Below are 13,020 nucleotides of genomic sequence, written 5' to 3'. Positions count from 1 at the left end.
AAGAGTTGACAAAGAAAGGCTCATCAGGTACTGTCTGATCATTAACAAAAACAAATCAGACCCAAAAATGAGCCGAAAACATCTTAACATAGAACAAAGAAACTTGCTCTACCAACTTAGTCAGGAGGGAAATTTATCTCAACGGCAAATGGCCGTCTGGCTCGGATGTCATCAAAGCACGATATCACGAGAATTAAGAAGGAATCAAAGTTCCCTCGGCTGCTATCTACCTGACACAGCACAAGCTGAAAGCGAGACGCACCGAAAAAATGCCAAACAACCCTTGAAAAATGTCAGCGAGTCGGCCTTAGAGTTGGTGAAAAAAGGATTGAAAGATTATCATAGTCCCGAACAAATAGCAGGTCGTCTGAAAAAAGCTGGTCAAGAATCTCTCAGTCATGAAACCATCTATCAAATGATCTATCAAAACTACCCTTGACTGTGGAAAATATCAAGAATGCCTACGTCAAGGACGAGGAAAAAGAAAGAGTCAAAATGGAGCAAAAAGTAAGCTTGGAGGGATTCCAGTGCGTGTAGATATCAGCGAGTGACCAGCAATTGCTGACCAGAAAACCGAAATCGGTCATTGGGAAAGTGACACAATGATTGGAGGCAATCATCTGGGAGTTCTCGTTACATATATGGACAAAGCCTCGAAATTTTTAGTAGCAGGATTAGCCAAAAACAAAACCGCATCGGAAATCAATAGAGTCACAGAAAAACTTTTCCAAGAGATTCACCCTGACCAAAGAAAAACCTTTACTTGTGACAACGGCAAAGAATTTTGTGGACATCAAGAGTTGAGTCAGAAACTAGGAGCAGATTTTTATTTTGCTACTCCTTATCATTCTTGGGAGAGGGGATTAAACGAGCATACCAAGGGACTGTTAAGACAATTTTTTCCCAAGGGAACGAATTTCAAAATTGTTAAGCCAGAGCAGGTGGAAAGAGCCGTAAACTTGATTAACAATCGTCCTCGAAAATGTCTTGACTATCGTACCCCGAATGAGGTATTCTATGAAGGTAGATCAGATAGTGATGCAATTCAGACTTGAATTGGCCTCATCCCCCGCAAAGGTTGATGTCTTGTCGAAAAATTTAGCGGGGGCATTCATCCGACATTTTAGGTAATTTTTCGATCGATATCATCTAAAAATAATCATGCGTCTCTTACACACCATGCTCCGGGTCAATAACTTGCAGGAATCTCTACAATTTTACTGCGATGTGCTAGGAATGAAGTTACTGCGCCAGAAAGACTATCCCAATGGTCAATTTACCCTCGCTTTCGTCGGTTATGGCGATGAAGCTAATCATGCTGTCATCGAACTGACCTATAATTGGGGAGTTGATCGCTATGAAGTCGGTAATGCTTACGGTCATATTGCCCTGGGCGTGGATGATATCTATAGCACCTGTGAGAAAATTAAAGTTCTTGGTGGCAATGTCACCCGGGAACCGGGCCCGATGAAACACGGTTCTACGGTGATTGCTTTCGTGGAAGATCCTAATGGTTACAAGATCGAGTTAATTCAACTAGGAACCCAAGGTACTGCCGTGGCTACGGCTTAAATTTATTGCCATCAAAAGCTTATGTCTGTTGAAATTGAACGGAAGTTTCTGGTTAAAGGGGGTTCTTGGCGATCGCTTGCTGCCGGCAAGTTGTATCGTCAGGGATATATTCCTACCCAAGATGGATTGACAACCGTGCGGGTTCGTGTAGTTGGAGATCGGGGTTATTTAACCATTAAAGGCAAGACTGAGGGCATTAGTCGGCTGGAATTCGAGTATGCAATTCCCCTAGAAGATGCGGCGCTCATGTTAGAAAACCTCTGTAAGAAACCTTTAATTGAAAAGATTCGTCATCGCATTTCTCAGGATAATTTAACTTGGGAAGTTGATGAATTTTTAGGGGATAATCAAGGTTTGATTATGGCTGAAATTGAGTTAGAACAAGAGGATCAAGTCATTACTATTCCTGATTGGATCGGCGAAGAAGTCACGGGAGATGAGCGATACTACAATATCAATTTACAGGAATATCCCTATAAAATGTGGTCATTGTAGTATTAATTTCTTTCGTGGTTAACTCTGGGTGGATACGGCTTTTTCTGATTCGTTTAGCTTATTCGTTACCCGTCGGAGAACGCCATTAATAAAGCGATAACCTTCATCATCAGAATAACGTTTTGCTAATTCGATTGCTTCATTAATCGCTACTTTTTGAGGTAGATCGAGATAGAGCATTTCTGCCACGGCAATTTGGAGGATATCCCGATCGATTCTTGGTAAACGATGTAGTTGCCAATCCACTAAAGCACCGGTTAATTCCTGTTCGATTTCCGCACGACGACGATAGACTGTACCGATTAATTCTAGGGCATATTCCCGCACTTCGTACTGACTAGATAACTGGACAATTTCGGGAAAATCTATCACGGTTCCTAAACGATTAATGGCATTGTGAGTAAGAGAAATCGCTTCTTTTACCATGGTTTGGGCGCTTTTTAGATTTGTCGCCTTAGTATCACTAGCGAGAATCCGTTCATTACCACGACTAATTTCGGCGGCGGCAGTTTCTAAGGTTTCTTGAATTTCCAGGGTTAAGGTTCTAACCGCGACTAAAATTAAATCGTTTAAAGTTTGCTGTTCTAGGTTTTCAGGATTGCCTTTAATCTGACTTAAACTCAAAAGGGCAAGTTCTCGAGCAATGCGGCGGGGTTGTTGACGGGGAGACATAGAAGTTTAGAAGTAGAGGAAAGAAAATTAGACAACTTTATTGATCGCTATTCGGTTGGGTTAATTTTTCTCGGCGATCAATCTTGACTTTCAGATCAATTCTTGACTAACTTCTATTCTAGCATAAAAGCTGCCAAGATTTAATTTTTCAGGTTTTAATTAGACAAAAGACAATATCTATCTTGAATCTCCCCTAATTTAGTCTCAGCTTCTTGAGCATTAATAGCTAATTGGGCAAACTCTAGAAAGCGTTTTAATTCCTTGCGTAATAAATTCCTTTCTACTTCCCAAGTTTCTCGATCTAAGGTCGGTGGCATAACAATCATATCAAATAAAGTGGCCTGTTTTTTATCGGGATGGGGTCGCAATATTCGCCCGCGACGCTGAATAAATTGTCGAGGATTACCACTACTAGCCAGAATGACTGCGTTTTGAATTGATGGCAGATCTACTCCCTCATCTAAACATCTAATTGCCACTAATCCTTGTAGATAACCCTCCTCAAATTGTTGGCGAATTTTTTCTCGTTCTTCTAGGGAAGTTTCTGCGGTGTAGGTGGCAACTCGATAACCTAATTGATTGCCCAATAAATGAGTAACTGCCTCTACTTGACGACGATAATTAGCAGTATAATTTTCCACATAACCATCCCCACAGTAAAATAAAGTATGATCCGTATCTAAACGCTCTTGCATCAGTTGTTGTAAAGCCTGTAATTTATTACTTGCTGAACCAACTAATCGTGACCTTTGCATTAACAAAGCGGTGAGGTTTTCATTAGCATTGAAATTACTATTTTTCTGCAAAGTCCAGCCGATTCTTTGGGTTAATTTTGCGTATAATAAAGCCTCACCGTCGGTTAACTCAACCAAGACTGGATAATAAAAATAATTGACTAAAGCTCCTTTACTAATAGCATCAGCTAAGGTAAATTCTGGTTGTAGAATTTGTCCAAAATAATCAAGAATAGCGTCAGTTCCTTCCTCATCAAAATATCTTTCAGGAGTAGCGGATAAAGCCAATCTTAGACCTAAAGAACGGGGTAATAATTCTTCTAATCGGGGGGAACCTAAATTATGTGCTTCATCACCAACGATTAAAGTTTTATCGGGAAAAAATTTTATTTGTGATTGAAAACCCTCGCTAATAAAAGTTGAGTTAGTAGTTAAAATAGTGACAAATTTTTGATTACCCGCTTGCACATTATATAACTCTGTGGCTAGTTGACTTTGCCATGTATGGACACTTTCGTAGGCTAAAATCGGTTTAAGATTAAATTTTTCCGCTTCTCGTTGCCATTGATTGACTAGGTGACGATAGGGGCAAATTACTAATAATACTTGCAGTTCTATCGCTTGGTAAAGTTCCATGGCAATAGCTAAAGCAGTAATAGTTTTACCGCTGCCGGTGGCCATTTTTAAAGTTCCCCGTCCCCGATTACGAAACCAACTGATAATCGCTGTATTTTGGTAGTCTCTCAATTCTAAATCGGGGGGAATTCTAGGAATACCAGAGGGATTAACTCGATAGAATCCTCGCAATTCAGCAACTTGTCTGAGCTTGCGGGAACTGATAAAATCTCTAGTTATTTTTTCCCAATCTATCCAGCAACTATTCATAGGACCTCTTGTAAAAATCAAAAATTGTTGTTAGGATTCGGTCGTCAGGATTCGGTCGTCAGGAGATTGTTTTTATTTAGGGTTTGCTGTTCGCAAGAGGTTTATACTAAATCCTGTTTAAAAGGTATAGTCATTTCAGATAAGTCTGATACAGTCTAGACCGACAAAGTCCTTAGGAACTCTGGGATTGATCTTCTCAATCTTAATTGAAATGACTATATAGGGGAGCAGCGGAGCGCCGGAGTAGGGAGAAACAATCCATAGCTTGGAAGTTCATCACACTATTAAAAATAGTTTTTGTATAAGCTCAAAAATAGCAAAAAGCCAAAAAGCTAAAAGCTAAACGTTGCTACCTATACAATTGGGATGGACTAAAAAGACCATCCCACAGCTGTCAAACCACTCTTAACTGTTATCCTAGAAACCTAGGGAATGATTGAGATAATTTACCTGGTCGCTACTTCTTCTTTTTGGGGAGTATTTTGCCGAAGTTTTTCTTGATCTTTGCGACGTTTTTTAGCATAAAGTTGGATTGTCACCGCCATTAATACCACTAAAGCTACAATTAACCAAGTGGTCAAATCGAGGGGTAATTGATTCTTAAATACTGCCAAAAGGACAATAACTACCAATAACAGGGTTGGTGCTTCATTTAATGCCCGAAATTGCTGTCCCGTCCAATTACATTCCCCTTTTTCTAGCTTTTTCATGATGCGACCACAGTAGAAATGATAGAGCAGTAAAAGAGCCACAAAGGATAATTTAATATGTAACCATCCCGATTTTAAAATTTCCGGTTCTGTGGAGATTAAACCGATCGCCATGGCCACGGTGACAATCATCCCCGGTGTGGTAATGATATTGTAGAGTCGCTTCTCCATGATCTCGTATTGTGCTTTCAGAATAGCTTGTGCGGGTTCCGTTTCTGTTGCTGCCTCCGCGTGATAGACAAACAAACGTACCAAATAAAATAGTCCCGCAAACCAAACAACTACCCCAATCAGGTGAAATGCTTTAAACCAATAGTAAGCCATAGTCTATATTGTGATGTGAGTCCCGAATTACTTAGTCTAAGAGTTATCCATACTTTCCCAGACTATCCCTATACAAAAGTTTAGACGGAAAATAGGGGTTGGCGAGAGTGGGAATTATGAATTGGGTAGTGGGGTAGTGGGGTAGTGGAGAGCATTTGGCTGAAATTTCCCTAAACCCCTAAATCCCTATCACCCTATCTCCTGACTCCTGACTCCTAACCCAATGTTGGACAAAGATAAGCAAAAATTATTCATTGACTCCAAAAACTTGAGAATATTTAAATTAACATTCCGCAATATTTACAAATTCTTAAGAATTAATTGAGAAAGATTTTTATTTAACAACGATGTTATGATAGTTACAGCGATTTGATAGAATTTCATAATGGGTTATTTTGTACTTTTTTGGGCAGCAACGGTTGAAACCCTTACCACACCTAGAAGGTCATCCTAATTAAGACAGGTAAATGAGTCAATTTCACCCACAACGATGATCTTTTTTTTGTGTAGTTTTATTGCAAAAAAAAAGTTTTTTTGACAAAAAGCACAAAGTATGATAGGGTCTAGCGGATTTCTAGCTGCGAGTAGTGATCAGATACGAGTTACAGCGTTTCTCAGATAGATGAGGTTCGTTCTTGCATCTAAAATACTTGATTAGCAAGGGTTAGTCTGTACCTCACCTTGACGGGAAGGGCTGTAAGCTAAGACGTATTTAAATCGCTTATTCTTAGATTAGCCGAATCTCCCCCAATCCCTTTACTGTTGCCTTTTGCAAGAGTGCCTCTTGCCTCGTCTCAACAAGCAATTTAAATTACGAACAGCTTATGAGTTCACTGATTACTGATTACTGTTCACTGATAACTGCTGTAATGCCCTATTTTCACCCCGTAACCTCGGTTTATATTCATATTCCCTTCTGTCGTCGGCGCTGTTTTTACTGTGATTTCCCGATTTTTGTCCTTGGTAATCGCACCAACCCGGCGACTTTTCCCCCTGTGGTGGAGTATGTGGAAATATTACAAGAAGAAATTAGCCTTAGTCAGGGGACGGGGAAACCCCTAGAAACAATTTTTTTTGGGGGGGGGACTCCTTCCCTGTTACCGAGGGCATCCTTCTTGATTTTCCTGATAAGAATTTTTGTAAACAATGCAGTATAATTACTCATTGGCTCATTACAATGAAATTGTACATAGGTAGGTCGATGCGATCGAGTGTCAAACGCGATCGAGTGTGGAATGTCGGACATCTTGAAACCCTTTTGATTTCTGACTTCTAACCCTTTGTGTCCCGTTGACCTCCCTCAGGTCTGCCTACTGAGGGCGATTCTACGATAAATTCGAGATGGTGGATCGAGTCACGGTTAAGCCATCGGTAGATGAGAGTTTTATGGTGAGAGAATAGATAGGCGAAAGCTCGATGATGCTAGTCACGGGCAGTGGGGTTTTCTAGAGCCTTCCTTGTGGGGTGGGATTGCGGTTGAGGTGTTTTTGAGCTTCCGCAGTCACTTAGGAATAGTGGTTGCCAATAAGAATGGGGACAACCCGATTCTCATCGGGGGGATTTTTTGACCTTTTATAGACACCTCGTTCACGGGAAAACCGCTATCGGTATTTTTTTCGAGAAGAAAGACGGGGGAAATTATGAATACTATCTCTTTGTTTCCTGTTTATAGTTTATCGGATGATTTAAGCAATAATTTATCGTTCGATCCGCTCTCAACGGCTTTGCTAAGAGTGCGAGAACAACTGAGTAATTGGGCGATACAGCCTGATTTCATGGCCGATTTACAGTTAGCTTTTGGAGAAAATTTTAATCCTGATATTGCCCGTAGTCTTTCTGAGGCATGGGCAAGGGGCGATTTTGGTAGTTTACCTGAAATTGAAATTCGTTCATCCGAGGAGATTAATGGTGCATGGGGAGCCTTTTCTAAAGATACCGATCGAATTTATATTTCCCAAGAATTTATTGCGGAAAATCAATCAAATCCAGAAGCAATTACTCAGGTTTTATTAGAAGAAATCGGTCATTGGGTTGATTCTAGAATCAATTTAACTGATACATCTGGGGATGAGGGGGCAATTTTCTCGGCTTTGGTGCGGGGGGAAACGCTGGCTGAATCTCAGTTAAGTGCCTTGAAAACTAAGGATGATACGGCAACTGTTTTAATAGATGGACAGGTTATTCAGATTGAGCAAAACGGTACAGGTCTATTTATCAACCCAATGGGAGGAACACCATATGTAGACTGGACAATTGTTAACTATGTTGATAAAGATCCAAGTTCTGGAATACGGGATTATCGGGGAGGTGCTTATACTTATAATGGTCACGATGCTATTGATTATACCTTAGCGAACTTTGTCGCTATGGAACGGGGAATACCAGTATATGCGGCAGCGGCAGGAAAGGTAATCTGTGTCCATGACGGTGAGTTTGATCGTCATACGCCAGAAAATCCTAGAGACACTAATTATCCCAATTATGTCACTATTGATCATGGTCAGGGTATCATCACCAACTATTATCATTTTAGAAAGAACTCAATATCAGTATCAGTTGGCGATACAGTTGTTGCTGGACAAAAGATTGGTGAGGTAGGTAGTTCAGGCAGTTCCTCTGATGCACACCTGCATTTTTCGGTGTATCAAAATGGACAAGTTATAGATACTTTTGATGATGTCAATAAATGGTGGAAGTCTCCTCCTCCACAATATGCAGGCGATGTACCAGGATATTTAGATTATGGCATTTCTAATCATGCGCCATCAGGAGTGGGACTACGAGATCGCCCAGAAGATCAGAGTATTTTTAGACAAGTTCCTAATCAAAATGTGTTTGAATGGACTCTTTTCCATGGTATTGCTCAAAATGAGGTTCTGGATTTCAGATTTTACAGACCCAATGGAATACTGTATGGCCATCGGCAATCTAATGGTCCAATTAACTATGGTTGGCAGATTTGGGGTATTACTTTGCCGGCTAATCCAGATTTAGGTCGTTGGAGAGTTGATGTTCTACATAATAATAGTCTACTGTTTCAAGATTCTTTTCAGGTAATTAGTAACAATGCTCCTGCTCTATCTATTAATAATGTTAGCGCTACAGAAGGTGATAGCGGGACAACGAATGTCACCTTTACCGTAACGAGAAGTGGCATTGCTACTCAACCCATCACAGTTAATTATGCAACGGCTAACGGTACGGCAACCGCAGGAGACAAAGAGGATTATCAAGCTATCACAGGTACTTTAACTTTTGCCACCAACGAAATCCAAAAAACAATTACTGTGCCAATTCGCGGGGATACAGCAGTTGAACCTAACGAATATTTCTTTGTTAACCTCACGAATCCAACTAATGCTGTTTTGCTTGATACACGAGGAACAGGAAACATTACAGACAACGGGGATGTTAACCAAGCTCCTACCAATATTGTCCTGGACAAAAAACCTGCTTCTGGACAACTCCCCATTGGGACAGCATTAGGTAACTTTAGTAGCACAGATCCCAATACAGGGGATACTTTCACTTATAGCCTAGTTTCTGGTCTGGGTGATACTAATAACAATCTATTTAAGATTGTTTGTGGTCAACTCCAAACTAATAGTATCTTGAATACAGCAGGTGAATTTAACTATAGTATTCGAGTCAGAACCACAGATCGGGGGGGTTTATCTTATGAGGAAATAATACCCATTCGGAGCCTTATAGGTGATGCTTGGGGAGATGTACATTTTCTCAATTTTGATCGCCGAGTCGATCAAAAACTTGGCGTTGATTCTTGGTTTCATCAGCAATCCGTAGGCGACTTTATTCTCGTTAAATCCACTGTTGATGGTTGGCAAATTCAAACTCGTCAAGAACCTTGGATCTACGATTCTAGAGTTTCTGTAAACACCGCTTTTTCAACACAAACCGAAGGTTACAAAATTATATTCGATCAAGATTTTGAGCCAGACAAAAAACTCAAAATTGACGGGGCTAAAATGACATTAACCAGGGGCCAATTCCTCACGGTTGGTAACTCTCTAATCCAGCGACAAGATAATGTCTATACCTTAATTTATGCTGGAGCAGACAGGAGGCTCTATACGGCTGACGATGATAGACTTATCGCTTGGGACAATGGCAATCATATCAACATAACTGTTCTTCCTTCCTACGAACGAGTAGGTCTGATGCAAGGATTTCTGGGGAATGGAGATGGTAATCGCTCTAATGACTTCGCTCTGCGGGATGGGACTTTATTACCAGCTGATCCCAGTTGGGAGCAATTGCACGGAGTATGGGCTGATAGCTGGCGGGTGCGTCAGAGCGAATCCCTGTTCGATACCCCCTCGCCTGACGCTCCTTCTCCCCCTCGAATCACCCTAGACGATTTACCCCCCGATCAAGTTCAAGCCGCTATCGATGCCGCCATTCGAGTAGGTATCCCGGATGAGGCCTTGGATGCTGTTGCCTTAGACTCTGTGATTACCCAAGATCAAGGCTTCCTCGACGGTGCAGCTAACCAGTTCTCACCGAGATTCAGTATCACAAGCTCCTCTGTTGCCGAAGAAAATAGTGATAGTCACGCGGTGCGTCTAACAGTCAATCTTTCGATTCCTAGCACGCGCATCGTAACCGTAGATTACGCTACCCAAGATGGTACGGGAAATCATCCAGCGATCGCTGGTTCCGACTATACCGCCACCAATGGTACTTTAACTTTCCATCCCGGTACTACGGCCCTAACCCTAGATATCCCGATTGTGGGGGATACGGGTCTCGAATTCGATGAAAGTTTCTCGGTTAACCTCACTAACCCAAACGGAGCGATTCTCGGAACCGATCGAGGTAATGTCACGATCCTAAATGATGATGTAAATGCACTGCCCACTTTTGTCGGTACTAGCGGTAATGATGTTTTTGCCGGGGGTGACGATAATGACATTATCAACGGGCGGGAAGGCGATGACAACCTAAATGGCGGTGCGGGTAAAGATATCCTGAACGGTGGCCCCGGCAAAGATGTCCTTACTGGTGGCACAGGGGCCGATACCTTTGTTTACCAGAACTTTACCGACTCCCTGTTTGCCAATCCCGATCGCCTGCGGAGTTTTAACCCCGATGAAGGCGATCGCATCTACCTAGTCACGACTCCAGACGCTACCTTCAACGCGGGGATTATCAGCGCCGCCAATCTAACCGAAGCGGCAAACCTCGCCTACGCCGATGCCGATCCCAACACCCCCGGAATGCAAACGTTAGGGGTAAATCAGGCGGTCTTCTTTAGCTTTGGTGCCACTACTACAACCCGTCGCAGTTATCTCGCGGTCAATGACAATATTTCCGGCTATAATGCGGCAAGCGATCTTTTCATTGAAGTGACAGGAATGGTCGGAACCTTATCCACAGGATTATTGGTCTCCAATAACTATTTCTTCGACGCTCTTGGTTGAGAAGAGATCGCATTCCCAATAAACAACCTCTTTGGAATATGCGAGATAAAAGTCAACCCGCGAACTATCATCCCGTCCTGAGCCTCGGCCTAGCCACGTCCATTACTCTGGGGATATTGTCCACACTTCCGAACAAAGCCATCGCCTTTAGCTTTACCGGTCCTTTCGCCCCGAGTAATTGGACATTAACCAATACCAATGCCGATGGGTCAGTGGACACCACCAATGCCGCTACTGGTACGGTTGTCCTAACTGGTGGCAATAACGGGAGCAATTCAGCCGGTACAACCGATTGGACTATCCCCATCAACGCTTCTAGGGCTGGTAATATTCTCTTTAACTGGAGCTACTTTACCCTAGATACTCCTGGATTTGACTCGGCGGGTTATCTTCTCAACGGGACCTATACTCCCCTAGCGACTCAAGACGGGGACTTCAGTGCCGCACCCGTATCCCTTAATGTCAATATCGGGGATGTCTTCGGTTTTCGTGCGGCTACTGACACGAACAGTGACGGGCCACCCGTATTTACGGTATTCGCTGTTCCCACGGTTCCCGAACCCTCATCAATTGTGGGTTTGTTAGCGGTTGTTGGCTTAGGAGCTAGGTACTTGAGAAAACAGTAGAACCGAAAACCGTATCTAGATCGTCCTCACTGCGAACTCTGGTAATAATTACACCGCTTTCGCAGGGGACGCGGTTGACAATGGAGATTAGTCATGCAGACCATCACCCTGAAGTAGGTCAACGTCCAGTTCTATTCCCTGCGCTTTAATGTCCTATTTTGACCCCGTAACCTCGGTTTATATTCATATTCCCTTCTGTCGTCGGCGCTGTTTTTACTGCGATTTCCCGATTTTTGTCCTTGGTAATCGCACCAATCCGGCGACTTTTCCCCCTGTGGTGGAGTATGTGGAAATATTACAAGAAGAAATTAGCCTTAGTCAGGGGACGGGGAAACCCCTAGAAACAATTTTTTTTGGGGGGGGGACTCCTTCCCTGTTACCTGTGGAATTATTAGGAGCAATTCTGGATACTTTAGCCAAAAAGTTTGATTTTGCCGCCGATATAGAGATTTCTATGGAGATCGATCCGGCTACCTTTAGTTTAGAACAATTACAGGGTTATCTTAGCGCGGGAGTCAATCGGGTTAGTTTAGGAGTACAGGCTTTTCAAGAACCATTATTACAGGTTTCTGGTCGATCGCATACTGTTAAGGATATCTATCAGGCAGTGGAATTAATTCAGGGATTGGGAATAGTTAACTATAGTTTGGATTTGATTTCAGGATTGCCACAACAAACCCTGACAGATTGGGAAAATTCCCTAGAAAAAGCGATCGAACTGCAACCGGCCCATCTTTCCTGTTACGATTTGGTCTTAGAAGCGGTTACTCCTTTCGGTAAACAGTATCAACCGGGGAAAAAACCCTTACCCGATGATGAAACCACCGCAAAAATGTATGTTTTAGCCGGTGAAAAACTAACTTTAGCCGGTTATCAACATTACGAGATTTCTAACTATGCCAAACCGGGTTATCAATGCCGACATAATCGAGTGTACTGGGAAAATCGTCCCTATTACGGCTTTGGTATGGGGGCTGCTAGTTATCTTCATCAACAACGTTTTACCCGTCCGCGCAAAAGTCGCGACTATTTCGCTTGGGTAAAAGAAGGCTGTCAGATTGACGTGGATAAAAATAGTTTTATCGATGATCTTCTCGAAACCTTAATGCTAGGGTTAAGGTTAGGGTCAGGGGTGAGTTTACCCGCCATTGAAGCTAATTTTGGTTCGGAAATCAAAAAAGCAATTTTAGAGGTCTTAGAGCCGCATAAACAGCGTAATTTAGTAATAATTGAGGGGGATAGCAGGGTCAGATTAAGCGACCCCGAAGGTTTTTTGTTTTCTAATCTAGTTTTAACCGATTTATTCGATCGCTGGCAATAGTCAGGGTCTGCTGAAAAAGTTTGTTGGTGGGGTTAAGGAGTCAGTAGCCGGTCGTCAGTAGCCGGTCGTCGGGAGTTTCAGGCTTTGTTGCCCTCTCTTTTCGTACCAATTTATGTACTACAAGAAGGATAATGCAAGGTTTTTGAGAGTCCCAATCCGATTTTCGCAGCATGAACATCGGATTTTAACAGGTCAAAAGCCTTATCCAACAAGGTTTTTAGATTTATTCAGCAAGCCCTA

General features: G+C 42.4%; 9 protein-coding genes and 1 pseudogene. 7 read left to right on the top strand and 3 right to left on the bottom strand.

Annotated elements, in window-relative coordinates; genetic code table 11:
* Positions 1 to 67 precede the first annotated feature (67 nt).
* From O9295_RS14710 to O9295_RS14700, 3 genes and pseudogenes are all read left to right on the top strand, one after another.
* Positions 68 to 1,055 (top strand): annotated as a pseudogene (locus tag O9295_RS14710) (IS30 family transposase).
* A 106-nt stretch (positions 1,056 to 1,161) separates the two neighbouring features.
* Positions 1,162 to 1,572 (top strand): lactoylglutathione lyase, encoded by a 411-nt coding sequence (gene gloA, locus O9295_RS14705; RefSeq protein WP_190723447.1) that lies wholly within the window; start codon positions 1,162 to 1,164, stop codon positions 1,570 to 1,572.
* A 21-nt stretch (positions 1,573 to 1,593) separates the two neighbouring features.
* A complete protein-coding gene (locus O9295_RS14700) occupies positions 1,594 to 2,067 on the top strand; it encodes a CYTH domain-containing protein (RefSeq protein WP_288033520.1) in 474 nt (157 codons plus the stop codon).
* An 18-nt stretch (positions 2,068 to 2,085) separates the two neighbouring features.
* Here O9295_RS14700 and nusB read toward each other — a convergent pair whose 3' ends face one another.
* The 3 genes from nusB to hemJ form a co-directional block, all read right to left on the bottom strand.
* On the bottom strand, positions 2,086 to 2,739 hold the full coding sequence (nusB, locus tag O9295_RS14695; RefSeq protein WP_002796775.1) for a transcription antitermination factor NusB: 654 nt from the start codon (positions 2,737 to 2,739) through the stop codon (positions 2,086 to 2,088).
* A gap of 155 nt (positions 2,740 to 2,894) precedes the next feature.
* Complete coding sequence (locus O9295_RS14690; protein ID WP_190723442.1) at positions 2,895 to 4,358, bottom strand: DNA phosphorothioation system restriction enzyme; 1,464 nt, start codon at positions 4,356 to 4,358, stop codon at positions 2,895 to 2,897.
* A 446-nt stretch (positions 4,359 to 4,804) separates the two neighbouring features.
* A complete protein-coding gene (gene hemJ / locus O9295_RS14685) occupies positions 4,805 to 5,392 on the bottom strand; it encodes a protoporphyrinogen oxidase HemJ (protein ID WP_079207816.1) in 588 nt (195 codons plus the stop codon).
* A gap of 869 nt (positions 5,393 to 6,261) precedes the next feature.
* On the opposite strand from hemJ, the gene O9295_RS14680 reads away from it, so the two are divergent.
* The 4 genes from O9295_RS14680 (at position 6,262) to hemW (ending at position 12,780) form a co-directional block, all read left to right on the top strand.
* Positions 6,262 to 6,549, top strand: coding sequence for a radical SAM protein (locus tag O9295_RS14680; protein ID WP_353851866.1), 288 nt, complete (start codon positions 6,262 to 6,264; stop codon positions 6,547 to 6,549).
* A gap of 483 nt (positions 6,550 to 7,032) precedes the next feature.
* Positions 7,033 to 10,833, top strand: a complete 3,801-nt coding sequence (locus O9295_RS14675; RefSeq protein ID WP_288033517.1) for a Calx-beta domain-containing protein — start codon at positions 7,033 to 7,035, stop codon at positions 10,831 to 10,833.
* Entirely contained in the window at positions 10,830 to 11,459 is a 630-nt protein-coding gene (locus O9295_RS14670) for a PEP-CTERM sorting domain-containing protein (protein ID WP_288033515.1), read from the top strand. The genes O9295_RS14675 and O9295_RS14670 overlap by 4 nt, the downstream gene beginning before the upstream one ends.
* A gap of 148 nt (positions 11,460 to 11,607) precedes the next feature.
* Positions 11,608 to 12,780 carry a radical SAM family heme chaperone HemW gene (hemW, locus tag O9295_RS14665; protein WP_288033513.1) on the top strand — a complete coding sequence of 391 codons (1,173 nt, stop codon included), beginning with the start codon at positions 11,608 to 11,610 and terminating at the stop codon, positions 12,778 to 12,780.
* Positions 12,781 to 13,020 lie beyond the last annotated feature (240 nt).

It is taken from the genome of Microcystis sp. LE18-22.4A, assembly GCF_027531105.1.
GTDB lineage: Bacteria > Cyanobacteriota > Cyanobacteriia > Cyanobacteriales > Microcystaceae > Microcystis > Microcystis aeruginosa.
The sequence above is the reverse complement of the archived record's forward strand: the minus strand, read 5'-3'. Positions and strand labels throughout refer to the sequence as shown.